Source organism: Geodermatophilus dictyosporus (assembly GCF_900115505.1).
In the GTDB taxonomy this organism is placed as follows: domain Bacteria; phylum Actinomycetota; class Actinomycetes; order Mycobacteriales; family Geodermatophilaceae; genus Geodermatophilus; species Geodermatophilus dictyosporus.
Window position 1 is genome coordinate 436379 of sequence record NZ_FOWQ01000002.1, and the last position, 20276, is coordinate 456654.

18 protein-coding genes are annotated in these 20276 nt (G+C 76.7%); 8 read left to right on the plus strand and 10 right to left on the minus strand.

What is annotated here, in order from left to right:
- Nucleotides 1–2: 2 nt before the first annotated feature.
- Genes BMZ33_RS05610 through BMZ33_RS05620 form a run of 3 tightly spaced genes read right to left on the minus strand, consistent with a single transcriptional unit; the run spans nucleotide 3 to nucleotide 4008 of the window.
- The gene (locus BMZ33_RS05610; RefSeq protein WP_091108571.1) at nucleotides 3–1265 is read right to left on the minus strand and encodes an amidohydrolase; all 1263 of its coding nucleotides are present in this window, start codon (nucleotides 1263–1265) and stop codon (nucleotides 3–5) included.
- A complete protein-coding gene (locus BMZ33_RS05615) occupies nucleotides 1262–2467 on the minus strand; it encodes a glutamate--cysteine ligase (RefSeq protein WP_091108572.1) in 1206 nt (401 codons plus the stop codon). Before BMZ33_RS05615 ends, BMZ33_RS05610 begins: the two co-directional genes overlap by 4 nt.
- A 47-nt stretch (nucleotides 2468–2514) precedes the next feature.
- A complete protein-coding gene (locus BMZ33_RS05620) occupies nucleotides 2515–4008 on the minus strand; it encodes an insulinase family protein (RefSeq protein ID WP_136697203.1) in 1494 nt (497 codons plus the stop codon).
- Nucleotides 4009–4472: 464 nt separating this feature from the next.
- Between BMZ33_RS05620 and BMZ33_RS05625 the strand changes: the two genes are divergently transcribed.
- From BMZ33_RS05625 to BMZ33_RS05640, 4 genes are read left to right on the plus strand one after another with little or no spacing between them, the layout of a single operon-like run.
- On the plus strand, nucleotides 4473–5285 hold the full coding sequence (locus tag BMZ33_RS05625) for a purine-nucleoside phosphorylase (protein WP_091108574.1): 813 nt from the start codon (nucleotides 4473–4475) through the stop codon (nucleotides 5283–5285).
- Nucleotides 5282–6100 (plus strand): NAD-dependent epimerase/dehydratase family protein, encoded by an 819-nt coding sequence (locus BMZ33_RS05630; protein WP_091108575.1) that lies wholly within the window; start codon nucleotides 5282–5284, stop codon nucleotides 6098–6100. Before BMZ33_RS05625 ends, BMZ33_RS05630 begins: the two co-directional genes overlap by 4 nt.
- Nucleotides 6097–7716, plus strand: a complete 1620-nt coding sequence (locus BMZ33_RS05635) for a phospho-sugar mutase (RefSeq protein WP_091108576.1) — start codon at nucleotides 6097–6099, stop codon at nucleotides 7714–7716. Before BMZ33_RS05630 ends, BMZ33_RS05635 begins: the two co-directional genes overlap by 4 nt.
- Complete coding sequence (locus BMZ33_RS05640) at nucleotides 7713–8411, plus strand: haloacid dehalogenase type II (protein WP_169063937.1); 699 nt, start codon at nucleotides 7713–7715, stop codon at nucleotides 8409–8411. The genes BMZ33_RS05635 and BMZ33_RS05640 overlap by 4 nt, the downstream gene beginning before the upstream one ends.
- A 74-nt stretch (nucleotides 8412–8485) precedes the next feature.
- Here the strand turns inward: BMZ33_RS05640 and BMZ33_RS05645 are convergent, their stop codons facing one another.
- From BMZ33_RS05645 to upp, 3 genes are all read right to left on the minus strand, one after another.
- Entirely contained in the window at nucleotides 8486–8911 is a 426-nt protein-coding gene (locus BMZ33_RS05645) for a DUF805 domain-containing protein (protein WP_091108577.1), read from the minus strand.
- Between the two features lie 113 nt (nucleotides 8912–9024).
- Nucleotides 9025–9918, minus strand: coding sequence for a Gfo/Idh/MocA family protein (locus BMZ33_RS05650; RefSeq protein ID WP_091108578.1), 894 nt, complete (start codon nucleotides 9916–9918; stop codon nucleotides 9025–9027).
- Nucleotides 9919–9920: 2 nt separating this feature from the next.
- Nucleotides 9921–10544 (minus strand): uracil phosphoribosyltransferase, encoded by a 624-nt coding sequence (gene upp / locus BMZ33_RS05655; protein ID WP_091108892.1) that lies wholly within the window; start codon nucleotides 10542–10544, stop codon nucleotides 9921–9923.
- 139 nt (nucleotides 10545–10683) lie between these two features.
- Here upp and deoC point away from each other — a divergent pair, with 139 nt between their 5' ends.
- The 4 genes from deoC to BMZ33_RS05675 are packed head-to-tail and all read left to right on the plus strand — an operon-like array spanning nucleotide 10684 to nucleotide 15607.
- On the plus strand, nucleotides 10684–11679 hold the full coding sequence (gene deoC, locus BMZ33_RS05660; protein ID WP_091108579.1) for a deoxyribose-phosphate aldolase: 996 nt from the start codon (nucleotides 10684–10686) through the stop codon (nucleotides 11677–11679).
- Between the two features lie 2 nt (nucleotides 11680–11681).
- Nucleotides 11682–13127, plus strand: coding sequence for an aldehyde dehydrogenase family protein (locus BMZ33_RS05665; protein ID WP_091108580.1), 1446 nt, complete (start codon nucleotides 11682–11684; stop codon nucleotides 13125–13127).
- On the plus strand, nucleotides 13127–13993 hold the full coding sequence (locus tag BMZ33_RS05670; RefSeq protein ID WP_091108581.1) for an aldehyde dehydrogenase family protein: 867 nt from the start codon (nucleotides 13127–13129) through the stop codon (nucleotides 13991–13993). The genes BMZ33_RS05665 and BMZ33_RS05670 overlap by 1 nt, the downstream gene beginning before the upstream one ends.
- Before the next feature lie 42 nt (nucleotides 13994–14035).
- A complete protein-coding gene (locus tag BMZ33_RS05675) occupies nucleotides 14036–15607 on the plus strand; it encodes a hypothetical protein (RefSeq protein WP_091108582.1) in 1572 nt (523 codons plus the stop codon).
- Nucleotides 15608–15725: 118 nt separating this feature from the next.
- On the opposite strand, the gene BMZ33_RS05680 is transcribed toward BMZ33_RS05675, so the two are convergent.
- The 4 genes from BMZ33_RS05680 to BMZ33_RS05695 all read right to left on the minus strand — a co-directional run bounded on the left by BMZ33_RS05680 (nucleotide 15726) and on the right by BMZ33_RS05695 (nucleotide 20242).
- Nucleotides 15726–17201 (minus strand): DEAD/DEAH box helicase, encoded by a 1476-nt coding sequence (locus BMZ33_RS05680; RefSeq protein WP_091108583.1) that lies wholly within the window; start codon nucleotides 17199–17201, stop codon nucleotides 15726–15728.
- A gap of 243 nt (nucleotides 17202–17444) precedes the next feature.
- A complete protein-coding gene (locus BMZ33_RS05685; protein WP_091108584.1) occupies nucleotides 17445–18521 on the minus strand; it encodes an adenosine deaminase in 1077 nt (358 codons plus the stop codon).
- A 9-nt stretch (nucleotides 18522–18530) separates the two neighbouring features.
- Nucleotides 18531–19337, minus strand: coding sequence for an ABC transporter permease (locus tag BMZ33_RS05690; protein ID WP_091108585.1), 807 nt, complete (start codon nucleotides 19335–19337; stop codon nucleotides 18531–18533).
- Nucleotides 19334–20242: an ABC transporter ATP-binding protein gene (locus tag BMZ33_RS05695; RefSeq protein WP_091108586.1), complete on the minus strand. Its 909-nt coding sequence runs from the start codon at nucleotides 20240–20242 to the stop codon at nucleotides 19334–19336. The genes BMZ33_RS05690 and BMZ33_RS05695 overlap by 4 nt, the downstream gene beginning before the upstream one ends.
- Nucleotides 20243–20276 lie beyond the last annotated feature (34 nt).

Here is a 20276-nt window from a genome sequence, read left to right on the forward strand (position 1 = left end):
TTCTACCGGCGTTCCCCCGGCCGGGGGCGGGCGGGGTGCCCCGGGGAGGGGGCGCCGGCAGCCGGGCCGGTGGTCCCGGCGTCGGCCGCCAGCGCCTGCAGCGCCGCGCGGACCATGAGCCGGAGACCCACCCCGATCGCCCGCTCGTCGACGTCGAAGGTGCCCCGGTGCAGGTCCAGCGGCGCCCCGCCGCCGTGCGTGCCCAGCCGGGCCAGCGCGATCGGGACGACGTCGGCGAACCAGCCGAAGTCCTCCCCGCCCATGCTCTGCGGCGTCGGCCGCACGCCCTCGGGGCCCACGGTGGCCAGCGCCGCGGTGCGCAGCAGCGCCACGGTGCGCGGGTCGTTGACCACCGGCGGCACGCCGGGCACGTAGTCGACGTCGACCTCCGCGCCGGTGGGGGCGGTGACCTGCTCGACCAGCCGGCGCAGCAGTGCCTCGGCGGTCTTCCACTGGTCGCGGTCGAGCACCCGCACGGTGCCGCGCAGCAGGCCGCGCTGCGGGATGGCGTTGGCGGCCACCCCGGCGTTGACCGCGCCCCACACCAGCGACATGCCCGCCCGCGGGTCCACCTGCCGCGAGAGCAGGCCGGGCAGGTCGGTGATCAGCCGGCCCAGGGCGTCGACCAGGTCGACGGTGAGCTGCGGCCGGGCGGTGTGCCCGCCGGGGCCGGTGAGGGTGACGTCGAGCCGGTCGCAGGCCGCGGTGATCGAGCCGGTGCGCAGTCCCACCGCGCCCACCGGCGTGGCCGGGTCGCAGTGCAGCGCGAACGCGCGGGAGGCGCCGTCGAGCACGCCGGCCTCGACCACGTGCAGCGCGCCGCCGGGCACGGTCTCCTCGGCCGGCTGGAACACGCAGCGCACCGTGCCGGGCAGGTCGTCGAGGTCGGCGAGCGCCAGCGCGGCGCCCAGCACCACGGTGGTGTGCACGTCGTGGCCGCAGGCGTGGCACATGCCCTCGCGGGTGGAGGCGTAGGGGACGTCCTTGAGGTCGGCCAGCGGCAGGGCGTCGATGTCGGCGCGCAGCACGACGGTCGGCCCCTCCCCCGAGCCGACGTCGACCACCAGGCCGGTCCCGCCGGGCAGCCGCCGCGGCGCCAGCCCGCCCTCGGTGAGCCGCTCCTCGACGTAGGCCGTCGTGTCCACCTCGGCGTAGGCCAGCTCGGGGTGCGCGTGCAGGTGCCTGCGGACGGCGACCAGCTCGTCGGCGCGGCCGGTCACCCACGCGTCCAGGCCGGCGGCCAGCTCCTCGGGGGTGCGGGTCATGCGGCGTGCCCGCCGGCGCAGGACGCCGGGCCGGGGACGGGTCCGTCGGGCCGGGTGGCCGGGCCGGTCGCGGGCAGGCCGTCGCGCATCTCGGTCAGCAGCCCGTCGACGACGGCGCGCAGGTCGCCGCCGGACTCCAGAGCCGCCGCACGCTGCCGCTGGTAGGAGGCGCCGACGGCGAGCACCCGCTCCACCCCGGCCAGCTCGGTCTCGCAGCCCAGCCGGCGGGCGGTGGGCGCGAGGTCCTCGGCGAGGTCGAGCAGGGCCTGGCGCACCGGGCGCACGGTGCCCCGCTCGTCGACGACGACGTCGGCGTCCAGGCCGTAGCGGGCCGCGCGCCACTTGTTCTCGCGCAGCACCCACTCCGGCGGCGTGGGCAGCGTGTAGCCGCGGTCGAGCTGGGTGTCGAACTGCTCGACCAGGCACTGCGACAGCGCGGCCACCACCCCGACCTCCTCGAGGGTGGGCAGGCCGTCGCAGATGCGCAGCTCCACGGTGCCGAAGCCGGGGTGCGGCCGGATGTCCCACCACACCTCGCGCACGCTCTGGATGGCGCCGGTGGCGATGAGGGTCTCCATGTAGGCCTCGAAGGCGTCCCAGTCGGGCAGCTGGTGCGGCAGGCCCGCCGTCGGCATGCCCTCGAAGACCTTGCTGCGGGCCGAGGCCAGCCCGGTGTCGCAGCCCACCCAGAACGGCGAGGACGCGGACAGCGCCAGGAAGTGCGGCACGTACTGGGTGAGCGCGTTGACGATCGGCATCGCCTTGTCCGGCGAGCGGACGCCGACGTGCACGTGGACGCCGAAGATCTGCAGCCGCCGGGCCAGCCACTGCATCCGCTCGACCAGCTGCAGGTACCGCTCCTTGGGCGAGATCAGCTGCGTCTGCCAGTCGGTGAACGGGTGCGTGCCGGCGCACAGCAGGCCCAGCCCGCGGCGGTCGGCGGCGGCGGCGACCTCGGCGACGGTGCCCGCCAGGTCGGCCGTGGCCTCGGCGACGGTGGTGCACACGCCGGTGATGACCTCGACGGTCGACTGCAGCAGCTCGTGCTTGGCCTTGGGGTGCTCCTCGGCGCCGTCGGGCCGGATCTCCTCGAGGACCTCGACGGCGCCGGCGGACAGCTCCCGGCTCTGGCGGTCGACCAGCTGCAGCTCCCACTCGACGCCCAGGCTGGCCCGCTCGGAGGAGGCGAAGGGGATCTGCACCCCACGAGGATAGGGAGGTCCGGCGCCCGCGACCCCCTGGAACGGCGTCAGACCGCGGCCAGCTCCGCCACGGCGGCCACCGGCCGGCCCAGCAGCAGCGACGGGTGCACCCGCTCGGTGGCCGCGGCGAGCACCGCGGCCACCGCGCGGCGGCCGTGCAGCGCCGGGTGCACGGTCACCGAGCACAGGTCGCGGCCGACCACGGACACGCCCGCGCCGTCGTCGGTGGGCACCAGCGCCTCCACCCGCGACCACGGGATCCCGTGGACGTCGCCGTCGGCGTCGCGGTGGGCCAGCCCGTCCTCGGCGACCACCAGCACCACCCGCGCGGCGGGGTCGAGCAGCCGCCGGTGCAGCGGCGGGCGGAACCGCCTGCCGCCGGGCAGCGCCGGCAGCACGCCGCACAGCGGCCGACGCGGCACCCGCGGGTCCGGGCCGTCCCAGGCGGCGGTGTCGGGCACGGTGAGCACCGCGGTGGGCTCGGCCCGGCGCAGCGCCGCGGTCACCGCGGCCGGGGTCACCGCGCGCCAGGCGGCGAGGGTCTCGGGGGCGGTGCGGAACGGCAGCCCGACCGCGGCGCAGTACGCCGCGTCGGCGAGCTCGGTGCCGGCGGCGTCCTCGTCGTCGAGCTCGGCCTCCAGCCCGGCGACGGCGTGCGCCACCTCCTCCGGCGCCGGCCCGTCGGCGCACAGCTGCGCGAAGGTCCGCCACAGCAGGTCGGCCACCTCGGCGTCGCGGCCCGTGCGGGCGTCGACGACGACGGCGACCTCCCGCCGGTCGGCGGCCAGGTCGAGGGTGAGCGAGTCGACGGCGTAGCTGAGGCCCGAGGCGTGCCGGGCGCGCTCGCGCACCCGCTCCTGCAGGACCTCGACGCCGACGGCCAGCGCGGCGTCCGCGGGGGAGTCGGTGGCCAGCAGCAGGCCGACGCCGGGCGCGTCGGTGCGGGTCCACACCGGCCCGTCCTGCGGCCGCGGCACCGGCGTCCGGCGTGCCGGCCGGGGGCCAGCAGGCAGCGGCAGCCGCAGCCCGTCGGGCAGCGGGCCGTGGCACCACAGCGCCGCGTTGCCGCGGACGAACCAGCGGGCGGCGTGCGCGCGCACGGTCTCCTCGTCCAGGTGCTCGGGACCGGGGCCGGCCGAGACGGTCAGCCCCGGTCCGGTGAGCCCGTAGCGGGCCGCCCACAGCGCGCTGACCGTCGAGGAGCCGGTGCCGCAGCCCTCGGCCTGCAGCACGCCGGCCTCGGCGGCCATCCGCCCGGTGGGCAGGTCGGCCAGCGCGCGGCAGACGCCCTCCAGGAAGGCGCCGACCGCCTCGGGCCGGCCGGTGGCGAAGAAGGCGGTGCTGTCGACGTCGGTGACGGCGTTGCAGCGCAGGTGGGTGCGCGGCAGCGCGGCCATCGCCAGGTGCTCGACGAGGTGGGTCACCTCGATCGTCGCGAACGTCTCGTCGCGCAGGCCGACGCCGAACACCAGGGCCGCCGTGGTCCGCTGCCGGCCCCCCGCGGTGAACACCGGGACGCCGTCGATCTGCGTTCGCTGCACGCCGGCCATCGTCCGGGCGTCCCGGCCGCCGTCCCCGGCCGACACGCGGCCGGGGACGGCTGGGACGGGTGGGTCGGGCGGCGGTCAGCCGGCGGTGGCGAGCTCCCGGACCGGCGAGGGACGGGTCCGGCAGCGCCGCGCACCTCCTCGGGCCGGCCGGCCGGTGGCGTGGACGTGGGTGACGTCGACCGTCGTGGCCGCGCTGCACCGGTGGTGCGCCCGGGCAGCGTCCCCCTCACCCGGTGCTCGACGAGGTGGGCCGCCTCGCGGGTCGCGGGCACCTCGTCGCGCCCGCCGACGCCGGACACCAGCGCCAGGGTGGTGGGCCGCGGGCCGGGCCGGTGGAACACGGGGACGCCGTCGACCTCCGGGGGCCTGCACGGTGCCGGTGGTGCCGGTCGCCACCGGCGTCCGCGGGCGCCACGCCGGGTGGGGGGCGCGCGGCGCTGGGTTAGCGTTCCCGGGTGAGCGCACCGTCCCCCGGTCCCGACCCCGCGGTCCTGGCCGCCTCCGCCGCCACCGCCCTGACCGACGCGCTGGGCGACGGGCACGACGCCGCCGTCGTCATGGGCTCGGGCTGGGCGCCCGCGGCCGACGCCTTCGGCGAGCCCGCCGCCACCGTCCGGATCGGCGAGCTGCCCGGCTTCGCCGCCCCGACGGCGGTCGGCCACGGCGGGGAGGTCCGCTCGGTGCGCGCCGGCGACCGCAAGGTGCTGCTCTTCCTCGGCCGCACGCACCTCTACGAGGGCCGCGGCGTGGAGCCGGTCGTCCACGGCGTGCGCACCGCCGCCGCGGCCGGGGTGCGCACCGTGGTGCTGACCAACGCCGCCGGCGGACTGGACCCACAGCACCGGGTCGGGCAGGCGGTGCTGATCAGCGACCACCTCAACCTCACCGCCCGCTCGCCGCTGGTGGGCGCCACGTTCGTCGACCTCACCGACCTCTACTCCGCCCGCCTGCGCGAGCTGGCCCGGTCGCTGGACCCGCAGCTCTCCGAGGGCGTCTACGCCGCGCTGCCCGGCCCGCACTACGAGACGCCGGCCGAGATCCGCATGCTGCGGACGCTGGGCGCCGACCTGGTCGGCATGTCCACCGCGCTGGAGGCGATCGCCGCCCGTGCCGCCGGGATGGAGGTGCTCGGCCTGTCACTGGTCACCAACGCCGCCGCCGGCGTCACCGGCGAGGAGCTCGACCACCAGGAGGTGCTCGCCGCGGGCCGGGCGGCGGCGGGCCGGCTCGGCACCTTCCTCGTCGACGTGCTGGGCCGCCTGCCGTGAGTGGTCCGGTCCTGGTGACCGGTGCGGCCGGGCGGGTGGGCACCGTGCTGCGGGAGGGGCTGCCCGAGCGCGGCTGGCCGGTCCGCAGCCTCGACGTCGTCGAGCTGCCCGAGCCGCGGCCGGGCGAGGAGACGCTGGTCGCCGACGTCACCGACCTCGGCGCGCTGACCGCCGCCACGGCGGGCGCCGCCGCCGTCGTCCACCTGGCCGGCGTCTCCGGCGAGTCCACCTGGGCCGCCGTCTCCTCCGCCAACATCCAGGGCACCTGGACGGTGCTCGAGGCCGCCCGGCGCACCGGCGTCGGCCGCGTCGTGCTGGCCAGCAGCAACCACGCCACCGGTTTCACCCGGCGCCCGGCGTCCGGGCCGCTCGGCGAGCACGACGGCCCGGCGCGGCCGGACACGTTCTACGGGGTGACGAAGGTGGCCGGGGAGGCGCTGGGCTCGCTCTACGCCGACCGCTACGGCCTCGACGTCGTCTGTCTGCGCATCGGCACGCAGGCCCCCGAGCCGCCGACGACGCGCGCGCTGGCCACCTGGCTCTCGCCGCGCGACACCGTCGCCCTGGTCGACGCCGCGCTGCGCGCCCCCTCCCCCGGCTTCCGGGTGGTGTGGGGCACCTCGGCCAACACCCGCGGGTGGTGGGACCTCGCCGCCGCGCGGGAGCTGGGCTACCAGCCGCAGGACGACGCCGAGCAGTTCGCCGCGGCCCTGGTCGCCGCGCACGGCGAGCCCGACCCGGCCGACCCGGTACACGCGCGGGTGGGCGGCGAGTTCACGCTGCCGGCCTACGACGCCGAGGAGGAGGCGCCGTGAACCTGCTCGACACCGCCCGCGCCTGGGCCGCCGACGACCCCCACCCCGGCGACCGCGCCGAGATCGAGGCGCTCGTCGCGGCCGGGGACACCGCCGAGCTGGGCCGCCGCTTCGCCGGGCCGCTGACCTTCGGCACCGCCGGGCTGCGCGGCCCGCTGCGCGCCGGGCCGGCCGGGATGAACGCCGCCGTCGTCACCCGCGCCGCGGCGGGGCTGGGCGCCTGGCTCACCGCGGCCGGGCACGGCGGGGGCGGGGTGGTGGTCGGCTTCGACGCGCGGCACCGCTCCGACGAGTTCGCGCGGGTCACGGCGGCGGTGCTGGCGGGGGCCGGGTTCGCCGTCCGGGTGCTGCCGCGGCCGCTGCCCACGCCGGTGCTCTCCTTCGCCGTCCGGCACCTGGGCTGCGTGGCCGGCGTGATGGTGACCGCCAGCCACAACCCGCCGCAGGACAACGGCTACAAGGTCTACCTCGCCGACGGCGCGCAGCTGGTGCCGCCGGCCGACCGCGAGATCGAGGCCGCGATCGCCGCCGTCGGCCCGGCGCGGGAGGTCCCGGCCTCCGACGCGTGGGACACCCTCGGCGACGACGTCGAGGCCGACTACGTCGCCGCCGTCGTGGGTGCGCTGGCGCCCGAGCGGGTGCCCGGCCGGGACCGCCTCGTCGTCGCCTACACCGCGATGCACGGCGTCGGTGCGGCCACGACGCGGGCGGTGTTCGCCGCTGCCGGGCTCGCGCCGCCGGTGAGCGTGCCCGAGCAGGACTCCCCCGACCCGGCGTTCCCGACGGTCGCCTTCCCCAACCCGGAGGAGCCCGGCGCGGTCGACCTGCTGCTCGCGCTGGCCGAGCGGTCCGGTGCCGCGGTCGCGATCGCCGAGGACCCCGACGCCGACCGCTGCTCGGTGGTGTGCGACGGCCGCCAGCTCACCGGCGACGAGGTGGGTGCCCTGCTCGCCGACTGGCTGCTGCGCCGCGGCGTGCGCGGCACCTACGCGGCCTCGCTGGTCAGCGGCTCGCTGCTGCACGCGCTGACGGAGGCGCACGGCGTCCGGTTCGCCGAGACGCCGACCGGCTTCAAGTGGATCATCCGGGCCGGCACCGACGACGAGCCGCTGGTCTTCGGCTACGAGGAGGCGCTGGGCTACGCGGTGACGCCGGGCGTCGCGCGGGACAAGGACGGCATCTCCGCGGCGCTGGCCGTCGCGCTGCTGGCCGCGGAGCTGCAGGCCGACGGGCGCACGCTGGTCGACCGGCTCGACGAGCTGGCCGTCGAGCACGGGCTGTTCGCCACCGGGCAGCTCTCGGTGCGGGTGGAGGACCTCTCGGTCATCGCCGACGCCATGGCCCGGCTGCGCGCCGCCCCGCCGGCCCGGCTGCTCGGCCGCGAGGTGAGCGCCGCCGACCTGCGGCACGAGGACCCGCCGGTCGACGCCGTCCGGCTGCTCGGCGACGGCGTGCGCGTGGTCGTGCGGCCCAGCGGCACCGAGCCCAAGCTCAAGGCCTACCTGGAGACGGTCGTCCCGGTGCACGACGACGCCGGCGTCATCGCCGCCCGCGGCCGGGGCATGGACGAGCTCGACCAGCTGCGCGGTGAGATGGCGCACGCGCTGGGGCTGTGACCGTGGACGTGCACGCGCTGGTGTTCGACGTGTTCGGGACCGTCGTCGACTGGCGCGGCGGGGTGGCCCGCGAGGCGGCGCGGCTGCTCGGCCCGGACGTGGACGCGGCCGCGTTCGCCGACGCCTGGCGGGCGCGCTACGTGCCCTCGATGCAGCGGGTGCGCTCCGGCGAGCGGCCGTGGGTGGTGCTCGACGCGCTGCACCGGGAGTCGCTGCCGGCGGCACTGGCCGAGGTCGGGGTGGACGGCGTGCCCGACGACGTCGCCGACGAGCTGGTCCTGGCCTGGCACCGGCTCGACCCCTGGCCCGACGTCGTCGCGGGGCTGACCCGGCTGCGGCGGTCGTACCTGCTGGCGCCGCTGTCCAACGGCGGGGTGCGGATGTCGGTCGACCTGGCCCGCCGCGGTGGCCTGCCGTGGGACGCGGTGCTGGGCGCCGAGGTCGCCGGGCACTACAAGCCCGACCCCGAGGTGTACGACTCCGCGCCGCGGCTGCTGGACCTGCCGCCGGCGGCGGTGTGCATGGTGGCCGCCCACGACGACGACCTCGCCGCCGCGCGGGCGCGGGGGCTGCGGACGGCGTACGTGCACCGGCCCGGCGAGTTCGGTGGGCACCGGGTGCCGCCGGCCACCGACCCGCACGCCGACCTGAACGTCGGCTCCCTCGAGGAGCTCGCCGGCGCCCTCGGCTGCTGATCAGCGGCGGCGGTGAGCCGGCCGGGGGGCAGGTCATCCGCACCTCCCCAGGCCGGCCGCCCCGTCGACCCGTCTCACCGGTGTACGAGCTGGGGCTCCCACCGGGCCGGGTGGCCGTCCAGGTCGTACTCGTTGCGGCCGGGGGTGCCGGGCAGGAAGCAGAGCGTGACCAGCAGGACGATCCCGCCCACCAGCGGCACGAACGCCCACAGCAGCCACCAGGCCGAGTGCCCGCGGTCGTGCAGCCGGGTGACCGCCGCGCTCACCGAGGGCACCAGGAGCACCAGCGAGACCAGCAGCGAGATCGGCCCGCCCGAGTACGTGGCCGAGTACTCGAACGAGGAGCCGTCGGCCACGGAGGACGTCGAGGACCAGGCCAGCCCCAGCGACAGGTCGGCCACGGCGGCGGCGAGGCCGGCGAGGGCCATCGGCAGCACGTACTGCAGCCAGTAGGTGCCGCGCCCGATCCGCCCGCGCCGCAGGTACCAGTTCCCGTTCACGTCGTTCCTCCCTCGTCCGGCCCTCGTTCGGGGCTCCAGGACGACGGACGGAGGGTCGCGACGGGGACTTGGACGGCGGTTGGCCCCGACCTGGCCGGCACTTGCACCGGGAGTCAGGCCGGCACGGCCTCCCGGCAGCCCGAGGCCAGCGCCCGCTGGGCGGTCGCCAGCACGACGACGACGTCGCGGGCGAACCCGGCGTCGAGCGGGTGGGTCCCGCCGGTCAGCGCCGCCTGGACCAGGTCGGTCACCGCCACCCGGGCCGCGTCGAGGACGGCGGCGGGTTCCCGCTCCGGCAGCAGGACCAGCCGGCCGGCGTCGCCGTGCACCGACACCTCCACCCCGGCGGCCAGCTCGGCCACGGTGGAGGAGACCGTCACCGTGCTGGCCGCCCCGGAGTCGTGCTGCAGCACCAGGTGCACGGTGTCGCCGCGGCCGGCCCCGGCCTGCACGGAGACGACGGGGCCCAGTGCCGGGACGAGCAGCCCGAGGGCGTGCGGGCCGACGTCCCACAGCGCGCCGTGCTCGCGCCGCCAGGGCGTGTCGAAGGGGCTCCCGGCCAGCGACCCCAGCCAGCTCACCGCACCCCCGGCCAGCCGGCCGCGCGCGGCCTGGGCCAGCCAGGTCGCCGTCTCCGGGCGGAACCGGTCGGTGAAGAGCACCACGGAGGCCACGCCGGCGGCCCGGACGGCGCCGGCCACCCGGTCTGCGTCCTCGACGGAGAGCGCCAGCGGCTTCTCCAGCAGCAGGTGCCGCCCGGCCTCCGCAGCGCGGACGGCGAGCCCGGCCTGCACGTCGGGCGGCACCGCGATCGAGACGGCGTCGACGTCGGCCAGCAGCGCGTCGAGGTCGTCGGTGCCCGGGACCTCGAACTCGGCGCCGGCCTCGGCGGCCCGGGCGGCGTCGCGCCCCCAGACGCCGGCGAGCTCGGCGTCGGGGTGGTCGGCCAGGGTGGCCGCGTGGACGCGGCGGGCCCAGTAGCCGGTGCCGAGGACCGCGAAGCGCACGGTCAGACCGCGCCGAACTGCCGGTCGCCGGCGTCGCCGAGGCCGGGGACGATGTAGGCCTGGTCGTCCAGCCCCTCGTCCACGCTGGCGGTGAACACCCGCAGCGGCAGCCCGCTGTGCTCCAGCCGCTCGAGCCCGGCCGGGGCGGCGAGCGCGCACAGCACGGTGATCTCGGTGGCACCGCGGTCGGTGAGCAGCGTGCAGCAGTGCACCAGCGACCCGCCGGTGGCCAGCATCGGGTCGAGGACGAACACGTGCCGGCCGACCAGCGACTCCGGCAGCGAGGCCATGTACGCCTCCGGCTGGAACGTCTGCTCGTTGCGGGCCAGGCCGACGAAGCCCATCTGCGACTCCGGCAGCATCCCGTGCGCGGTGTCGGCCATGCCCAGGCCCGCGCGCAGCACGGGCACGATCAGCGGCGGTGCGGCCAGCCGGTAGCCCGTCGTCGTGGTGACCGGCGTGGTGATCGGCTCCTCGGCCACCTGCAGGTCGCGGGTGGCCTCGTAGACCAGCATCTGGGTCAGCTCGCGCAGCGCCGCCCGGAACGCGGCGTTGTCGGTCCGCTGGTCGCGCATCCGCGACAGTCGGGCGCGGGCCAGCGGGTGGTCGACGACGGTCAGCTGCACGGGCGCCACCGTAGCGGCCGGGTGGACCACCGCCGCCCCGTCGATCCGGCACCCTCCCGCTCGGCCGGTCCGTGGCGCCGGGCCACACCTGTGAGCGACCGCGGTCCTGGACGACGGTCCGCACTGGGAGGATGGCCGCATGACCCACGTGCTCGACCCCGGGACGCTGGCGGCCGGGACCCGGCCCGGCCCCGGGCCCGGGACGGCGTTCGACGACGTGACCCGCTCCGACGCCGCCCTCCGCGCCTTCCTGCACGGCCTGCCCGGTGTCGACCAGGTGGGGGCCGAGCAGCGCGCCGCCACCCTCGGCACCCGCTCGATCAAGACCACGGCCAAGGCCTGGGCGATCGACACCGCCATCTCGATGGTCGACCTGACCACGCTCGAGGGCGCCGACACCCCGGGGAGGGTCCGCTCCCTGGCGGCCAAGGCCCGCCGGCCCGACCCCGCCGACCCCACCGCCCCGGCGGTGGCCGCGGTGTGCGTCTACGGCGACCTGGCCGGCGTCGCGCGCGAGGCGCTGGCGGGCACCGGCATCCGCGTCGCCGCCGTCGCCACCGCGTTCCCCAGCGGGCGGGCCAGCCGGGAGGTCAAGCTCGCCGACGTCCGTGACGCGGTGGGCAACGGCGCCGACGAGATCGACATGGTCATCGACCGCGGCGCGTTCCTCTCCGGCCGCTACCTCGAGGTGTTCGAGGAGATCGTGGCCGTCAAGGAGGCCTGCGGAGGAGCGCACCTCAAGGTCATCCTCGAGACCGGCGAGCTCGTCACCTACGACAACGCCCGCCGCGCCTCCTGGCTGGCGATGCTGGCCGGTGCCGACTTCGTCAAGACCTCCACCGGCAAGATCTCCCCCGCGGCGACGCTCCCGGTCTGCCTGGTGATGCTGGAGGCGGTCCGCGACTTCCGCGCCGCCACCGGCCGGCAGGTCGGCGTCAAGCCCGCCGGCGGGATCCGCACCACCAAGGACGCGGTCAAGCACCTGGTGCTGGTCAACGAGACCGTCGGTGCCGACTGGCTGTCCCCCGACTGGTTCCGCCTCGGCGCCTCCAGCCTCCTGAACGACCTGCTCCTGCAGCGGCAGAAGCTGCGCACCGGCCACTACTCCGGCCCCGACCACGTGAGCGTCGACTGACCATGGCCAACCCCTTCGAGTACGCCCCCGCACCCGAGTCCCGCTCGATCGTCGACGTCGCGCCGTCCTACGGCCTGTTCGTCGACGGCGAGTTCGTCGACGGCTCCGGCGAGACCCTCAAGACGGTCAACCCGGCCACCGAGGAGGTGCTCAGCGAGGTCGCGGTGGGCACCGAGGCCGACGTCGACCGCGCGGTGCGGGCCGCCCGCCGCGCGTACACCCGCGTGTGGGGGCCGATGCGCCCGGCCGACCGCGGCAAGTACCTGTTCCGGATCGCCCGGATCCTGCAGGAGCGGGCCCGCGAGTTCGCCGTCCTGGAGTCGCTGGACAACGGCAAGCCGATCCGGGAGTCCCGCGACGTCGACGTGCCCCTGGCCGCGGCGCACTTCTTCCACCACGCGGGGTGGGCCGACAAGCTCGCCTACGCCGGCCTGGGCCCCGACCCGCGGCCGCACGGCGTGGCCGGCCAGGTCATCCCGTGGAACTTCCCGCTGCTCATGCTGGCGTGGAAGGTCGCCCCGGCGCTGGCCACCGGCAACACCGTCGTCCTCAAGCCGGCCGAGACCACGCCGCTCACCGCGCTGCTGTTCGCGCAGGTGTGCCAGCAGGCCGACCTGCCGCCCGGCGTGGTGAACGTCGTGACCGGCGCCGGCGAGACGGGCCGGGCCGTGGTGGAGCACGCCGACGTCGACAAGGTCGCCTTCACCGGCTCGACCGAGGTCGGCCGCTCGATCGCCCGCGCCGTCGCCGGCACCCGCAAGGTGCTGACCCTGGAGCTCGGCGGCAAGGCGGCCAACATCGTCTTCGACGACGCCCCGGTCGACCAGGCCGTCGAGGGCATCGTGCGCGGCATCTTCTTCAACCAGGGCCACGTCTGCTGCGCGGGCTCCCGGCTGCTGGTGCAGGAGTCGGTGCACGACGAGGTGATCGCCTCGCTGCAGCGGCGGATCGGCACGCTGCGGGTGGGCGACCCGCTGGACAAGAACACCGACATCGGGGCGATCAACTCCCACCAGCAGCTGGAGCGGATCAGGGAGCTGGTGGGGATCGGCGAGGCCGAGGGCGCGCAGCGCTGGCAGCCGGCCTGCGACCTGCCCGACCGCGGCTACTGGTTCCCGCCGACGGTGTTCACCGACGTCTCCCCCGCCCACCGGATCGCCCGCGACGAGGTGTTCGGCCCGGTGCTGTCGGTGCTGACCTTCCGCACGCCCGACGAGGCGGTGGCCAAGGCCAACAACACCACCTACGGGCTGTCGGCCGGCGTCTGGACCGAGAAGGGCTCGCGGATCCTCGCCATCGCCGACCGGCTGCGCGCCGGCGTGGTGTGGGCCAACACCTTCAACCAGTTCGACCCGACGTCGCCCTTCGGCGGCTACAAGCAGTCCGGCTACGGCCGGGAGGGCGGCCGGCAGGGGCTGGCCGCCTACCTCAAGGGGGCGTCCCACTGATGACCGACCGCCTGGCCGTCCGCAAGACGTCCAAGCTCTACCTGGGCGGGGCGTTCCCGCGCTCGGAGTCCGGCCGCACCTACGCGGTCACCGACGCGCGCGGGGCGTTCCTCGCCAACGCCGCGTGGGCCTCCCGCAAGGACGCCCGCGACGCCGTCGTCGCCGCCCGCGGCGCGTTCGCGAAGTGGTCGGGTGCCACCGCCTACAACCGCGGCCAGGTGCTCTACCGGGTCGCCGAGGTGATGGAGGGCCGGCAGGCGCAGTTCTGCGAGGAGGTGGCCGCCGGCGAGGGGCTGTCGGCCGGCCGCGCCCGCGCCGTCGTCGACGCCGCCGTCGACCGGTGGGTCTGGTACGCGGGGTGGACCGACAAGCTGGCGTCGGTGCTGGGCAGCGCCAACCCGGTCGCCGGGCCGTTCTTCGACTTCTCCACGCCCGAGCCGACCGGCGTGGTCGCCGTCCTGGCGCCGCAGCGCTCGTCGCTGCTCGGCCTGGTCAGCGTGCTCGCCCCGGTGCTGGCCGGCGGCAACACCGCCGTCGTCGTCACGTCGCGGGACCGGCCGCTGCCGGCGGTGACGCTGGGCGAGGTGCTGGCCACCAGCGACGTCCCCGGCGGGGTGGTCAACCTGCTCACCGGTGACGCCGGCGAGATCGGCCCGTGGCTGGCCGAGCACGACGACGTCGACGCGATCGACCTCACCGGCGCCCCGCCGGCGCAGGCGATGGAGCTCGAGCGGCTGGCCGCCGGGAGCATCAAGCGGGTGCTGCGCCCGCCGGCGGAGGAGCCGGACTGGAGCGCCGACCCGGGCCTGTCCCGCATGACCCCGTTCCTGGAGACCAAGACGGTCTGGCACCCGATCGGGCTCTGACCCCGGCGTGCGCTCCCGGCCGGACCCGGCAGGATGGGCTCCGTGGCCAGGCCCAGCATCGTCCCCATCGCCCTCACCCTCGACGACCGCACCGGCTACACCCTGTGGGCGCCGCCGTGGGAGGAGGACGGCGAGGAGTGGCAGGCCTTCCTCGGCACCTCCGAGACCGACACCGCCACCGTCCACCTGTTCCCCACCCCGGCAGCGCTGGCCGCGTTCTGCCGCACCAGCACCGACCACGACCTCGCCGACCACCCGGTCTGGCCGGTGGTCACCGGCCTGGGCGCGGAGGACCTGACCCCCGACGACGACCACCGCTACGACCTCGACGGTGTCTACGACATCGCCGCGGAGAACCCCGACCGGTGGGCCGTCGAGGAGCTCTCGGCGACCATCGACATCGTCAGCCGGCTGGCCGAGTGCCTGGACACCGCCGGCGACGACGCGGACGACGAGCCGGTGACCCGCCGGCGCGCCGCCTCCGCGTCCTCCGACGACACCGAGGACGACACCGAGGACGACACCGAGGACGACACCGAGGACGACGACGCCACCGCGGACGACGAGGACGAGACCGAGTTCCCGGCGCTGGCCGAGCTGGTCGCCCGCCCGGAGATCGGCTCGCTCGGCCTGGGCGTGGAGGCCTTCGTCGGCCGCTCCGGTGAGGACGCCTGGGTCGGCGTCGGCGGGGCCCTCGACGAGCTGTGGGAGGACGTCGTCGAGGAGCTGTCGGCCCACCTCGACTGGACCGGCGCCGGCACCACGACCCTGGACGCCTACCCGTCGGCCGCCGAGGACGAGGACGACCTCGACGACACCGAGGACGCCGACGACACCGACACCGACACCGACACCGGGGCCGCGGTCGGCGTGACGCCGGGGCGCCCGGCCGGTGGCGGCGGGCGCGGCCCGGAGCGGACGGTGGCCCGGGGCTCGGACGGCTCGGGCGACCGGCCCGCCGCGGGCTCGACGGCCGCCGCGCCGGCCGAGGCCGCCACCGCCGGCACGAGCACCATCCGCGGCGGCGGCCGGGTCAGCGCCACCCCGGCCGCGGTCGCGGCGGCGGCCGAGTTCTGGGAGGCCGTGGGCATCCTGCCGGTGGAACTGGTCGTCCCCGAGGGCGCCGGGGTGACGCTGCGCTGCTACGTCGAGGACGTCGCCCGCTTCCTCGGCCGCGACGGCGAGGTGTACCTCTTCGACACCCCCGCCGACCTCGCCCGCTTCTGCGCCCGCGGCGAGGAGCACGACCTCACCGAGATCGCGTCGTGGCCGGAGGTCGCCGACACCGACACCCTCCCGCTGCCGGCCGAGCAGGACCGCTACGACCTCACCGAGCTGTCCGAGGTGCTCGGCGAGGTGGCCGGCGGCGCGGCCGGGCTGGTCGACCACACGGTGTTCGCCCAGCCGGTCGAGGGCGTCCGCGACGTCGCCGAGTACGCCCGGCTGACCCGCGTCGACGAGCTGCTGGCGCCCGGCGCACCGCTCGGCCGGGCGGTCGCCCGCGCGGAGCGGGAGCCGGCGGCACCACTGCCCGCCGAGGACGCGGCGGCCCTGCGGACGGCGTGGGACGAGGTCGTCACCCAGGTCAGCGGGGCGCTGGTCTTCCGGCACTGAGGGGTCCCCGCCGCTCGTCGTGCTCTGATCCGCACTGCGGTCAGAGCACGACGTCGCTCCGGACAGCACAGCGGCCGGCCCCGGGAGATCCCGGGACCGGCCGCTGGAGGGTCCTGCGCTAGTCGCGCGCGGGCGCCGGACGGTCGGGGCGTCCGCCACGCTCGCCCGGGCCGCGGAACCGGTCGCGGTCCCCGTACGGGCGCCGCGGCCGGTCGCCGTCACGCCGCGACCGCTCACCGTCGGGCGAGCGGCGGGGCCGCTCCCCGTCGCGGCGGGGACGCCGGCCGGCGGGGCCGCCGTGCGGACGGCGCGACTCTCGGGCCGGACGCTCGACCGGCTCCACCGGCACGCCGCTGGCCACCAGCTCGGCGATCGGGGCGTCGCCGGGGCGGACGCGGCTGACCTGCGGGTCGACCTTGGCCTGGCGGAACCGGCGCTTGGCCTGGCCGACCTGGTCCGGCAGCAGGAGGGAGACGACCACACCCGCGGCACCGGCGCGGGCGGTGCGCCCGGAGCGGTGCAGGTAGGTCTTGTGGTCGGCCGGCGGGTCGTAGTGCAGGACCAGCGAGACGTCGTCGACGTGGATGCCGCGGGCGGCGACGTCGGTGGCCACCAGCACCGGGCTGCGGGCGTCCGTGAACGCCTCCAGCGCCCGGCGGCGCGCCGACTGGGGCAGGCCGCCGTGGATGGCCTCGGCCTTGATGCCGACCGCCTGCAGGTTCTCCGTCAGCCGGTCGACGCCGAGCTGAGTGCGCGCGAAGACGATGGTCCGGCCCGGTCGGGCGGCCAGCTCCTGCGTCAGCGGCACCTTGTCGCGGAAGGCGACGCTGTAGGCCAGGTGCTCCGCGGGCGGGGCGTCGTCACCGGCCCGCCTGACCTCGTGCCGCGCCGGGTCCGTGAGGTAGCGGCGGACCAGGGTGTCGACCTCGCCGTCCAGCGTGGCCGAGAACAGCAGCCGCTGGGCGTCGGGGCGGGTCTGGTCGAGCAGCTCCTGCACGACCGGCAGGAAGCCGAGGTCGGACATGAAGTCGGCCTCGTCGACGACGCTGACCTCGACCTCGGCGAGGGTGGCCTCGCCCTGGCTGATCAGGTCCTGCAGCCGGCCGGGGGTGGCGACGACGACGTCGACGCCGCGGCGCAGCTGGGTGATCTGGCGGTGCATCGGGGCACCGCCGTAGACGGTGGCGAACTGCACGCCGGTGGCCTGGCCCAGCGGCGCCAGGTTGTCGCTGACCTGCTGGGCGAGCTCGCGGGTCGGCACGAGCACCAGGGCGCGCGGGGCGCGCGGCCCGCGGCGCGCGGTGAGGCCCAGGCGGGCCAGCATCGGCAGGCCGAAGGCCAGCGTCTTGCCCGACCCCGTCGCGGCCTTGCCCAGCACGTCGCGCCCGGCGAGGGCGTCGGGCAGGACGGTGGCCTGGATGGCGAACGGCGAGTGGATGCCGCGCCGCTCCAGCGCGGTCACCAGCGGCTGGGGCAGCCCCAGCCGGGCGAAGGAGGGACCGGCCGGCCCGGCGGCCGGCTCGGTGGCGTTCTCGAGGTCGTTCTGGGGGTCGATCCGGGTGTCGACGGCGTCGACGGGGTCGAACGAGGACATGCGGGTGTGGGACTCCGATACAGCTCGGGCGCGTCCCGTGGTGGTGCGCGGGCGCCACCCCGTCGAGAGGGTCGGCGTCCTCACTGGCGATCGCGGGCGTCGTGGACGCGGCGGATCTGCACGGATGCGCTCATGCCCGGACGGACCGTCCGGGAGGATGTCCGGCGAGTGCCGGCACACCCAAGGTAGCAGCGGTGATCAGCCGGGGATTCCGGCGAGCACGGTGGCCGTCGTCACCGCAGGTCAGGCACGCAGCGCCGCGAACCCCGGCCGGACGACGCCGGTGAGCAGCCGGGCCCGCTCGGCGTCGTCGGCGAAGGCCGCGGCCAGCGCCCGCTCGGTCACCGTCTGGACGTCGTCCCAGCCCCAGCCGTGCGCCGCCGCGACGTCGACGAGCTCGCTGGTGACCGAGACCCCGCTCATCAGCCGGTTGTCGGTGTTCACCGTGACCGCGAACCCGAGCCGGTGCAGGCGGCCCACGGGGTGCCGGTCGATCGAGGGGTAGGCGCCGGTCTGAACGTTCGACGACGGCGCGACCTCCAGCGGCACCTGCTCCTCGAGCACCCGCCGCGCCAGCGGCCCGAGCGGGCCCTCGCCGGGGGCCTCGTCGGCGATGCGCACGCCGTGACCGAGGCGCTCGGCGCGGGCGCCGTCCAGGGCGGCGCGGATGCTGTCGACGCCGGCCGCCTCGCCGGCGTGGATCGTGCGGTGCGCCCCGGCGCGGTCGAGCAGCGCGACGGCCTCGGGGTGCCGGTCGGGCGGGAAGCCGATCTCCGGGCCGGCCAGGTCGAAGCCGACGACGCCGGCGTCCCGGTACCGGACGACGAGGCCGGCGACCTCCTCCCACCGGTCGGCCTGCCGCATCGCGCACAGCAGGGCGCCCACGGTGATCGGGGTGCCCGCGGCCGCGGCCTCGGAGCTGCCCTGCGCGAAGCCGTCGAGGATGGCCTCCACGGCCTCCTCGATCGGCGTGCCGCCCGCGGTCAGCAGCTCCGGGGCCATCCGGACCTCGGCGTACACGACGCCGTCGGCGGCGAGGTCCAGCGCGCACTCGCGGGCCACCCGGCGGACGGCCTCCGGGCGCTGCATGACCCCGACGGTGTGCGCGAACGTCTCCAGGTAGCGCACCAGCGACCCCGAGTCGGCGGCCCGCCGGAACCAGCGGCCCAGCCCCGCGGCGTCGCCCGGGGGCAGGTCGCGGTAGCCCGCCTCGTCGGCGAGCTCGAGCACCGTCTGAGGTCGCAGCCCGCCGTCGAGGTGGTCGTGCAGGAGGACCTTGGGGGCGCGGCGGATCGAGTCGGCGTCGAGCGGTGCGGGCACCCGGAGACGCTATCTGGTGTCGCGGTCCTGCCAGCGGAAGGTCAGGACGCAGAGCACCAGCCCGAGGACGCACCAGGCGCCGAGCACCAGGGCCACCCGGCCGAGCTCCCACGAGCCCGCCGGCTCCTGGGCGGCGAGCGCGTCGGGCAGGAACACCGAGCGCAGCCCCTGGGCCACCCACTTCACCGGGAGGACCGCGGCGACGTCCTGCAGCCAGCCGGGCACCTGGTCGAAGGGCAGGAAGACGCCGGAGACGAACTCCAGCACCAGCGCGATCGGGGTGACCGTGGCCGACGCCGAGCGGCCGTTGCGGCACAGCGTCGAGACGGCGATCCCCAGCAGCGTGCACGCCGCGGCGCCGAGCACCGACACCCAGGCGAAGGTCAGCCAGTCGGCGCCGGAGGGCAGGTCGATGCCGTACACGAGCACGCCGACGCCGAGCAGCAGCGCGATCGTGGCCACCGCCACGGCGAGCACCTGCACGACCTTGCCGGCGAAGTAGGCGCTGGCCGGCATCGGCGTCCCGGCGAGACTCTTGAGCGTGCCGTCGGAGCGCTCCCCGGCGATGTGGATCGCCAGGTTCTGCAGGCTGGCACCCACGATGCCCGCGGTGATCACCCCGGCCATGAAGTACTGCGGGAAGTCGACGCCGGCGCCGAGGTCGTAGTCGAGCACGGCGCCCAGCGCGAGCAGCAGGATCACCGGGAAGGCGAGGGTGAACACCACCGACTCGCGCTGCCGGAAGAACTCCTTGAGCTCGACCCGCGCGCGGGTGCCGTAGACGCGCGCCAGCGAGGGCAGGGCGGGGGCGGTCACTCGCCGGACCCCCCGATCATCTTCAGGTAGACGTCCTCGAGCGTGGGCCGGCCGACGGTCAGGTCGGGCACCTCGCCGGGGAAGCGGGCGGCCAGGTCGCGGACGAACGCGGTCGGGGTCGCGGTCTCGGCGGTCCGCCGGACGCCGTCCTCGGTCCAGCCGACCACGGCCGGCGCCGAGCCGCGCCCGCCCAGCGCGGTGGGGACGGCGACCTCGGCCAGCCGCCCGCGGGCGATGACGCCGACCCGGTCGGCGAGCGTCTCGGCCTCGTCGAGGTAGTGCGTGGTGAGCAGCATCGTCGTCCCCAGGTCGCGCAGGGAGCGGATGAGGGACCAGAACTGCCGCCGTGCCTCGGGGTCGAAGCCGGTGGTCGGCTCGTCGAGGAACAGCAGCCGCGGCCGGCCGACGATACCCAGCGCGACGTCGAGGCGGCGGCGCTGGCCGCCCGACAGCGTGCGCCCGCGGGCACCGGCCTTCTCGGTGAGGCCCACCAGCTCGAGCACCTCGCCGGGGTCGCGCGGGTCGCCGTAGCAGGCGGCCCGGGCCTCGAGCAGCTCGCGCACCGACAGCTGGCTGTCCCCGGCGCCGGACTGCAGCACGATGCCGAGCTCGGCCTTCCACCGGCGCCCGCCCCGGGCCGGGTCGACCCCGAGCACCCGCACCTCGCCGCCGTCGCGCCGGCGGTGGCCCTCCAGCACCTCGACGGTCGTGGTCTTGCCGGCACCGTTGGGCCCGAGCAGGGCGAAGATCTCGCCACGGCGGATGTCGAGGTCCAGCCCGTCGACGGCGGCGCGGTCGCCGTAGCGCTTGACCAGGCCGCGGACGGAGATCGCGGCGTCCGGGTCGAGCGGGTCGCCGGGCCGCGGCCGGCTGTCACCCACCACGGACGCGGACGTACTGGTCACGAGGGAACAGTGTCCCCTCCGGACCCGGCACCGC

Bases quoted from the DNA above. Each gene is read 5' to 3' on its own strand.
- BMZ33_RS05610 (WP_091108571.1), bottom strand. From the start codon at position 1,265: ATGACCCGCACCCCCGAGGAGCTGGCCGCCGGCCTGGACGCGTGGGTG.
- deoC (WP_091108579.1), top strand. From the start codon at position 10,684: ATGACCCACGTGCTCGACCCCGGGACGCTGGCGGCCGGGACCCGGCCC.
- BMZ33_RS05680 (WP_091108583.1), bottom strand. From the start codon at position 17,201: ATGTCCTCGTTCGACCCCGTCGACGCCGTCGACACCCGGATCGACCCC.
- BMZ33_RS05670 (WP_091108581.1), top strand. From the start codon at position 13,127: ATGACCGACCGCCTGGCCGTCCGCAAGACGTCCAAGCTCTACCTGGGC.
- BMZ33_RS05665 (WP_091108580.1), top strand. From the start codon at position 11,682: ATGGCCAACCCCTTCGAGTACGCCCCCGCACCCGAGTCCCGCTCGATC.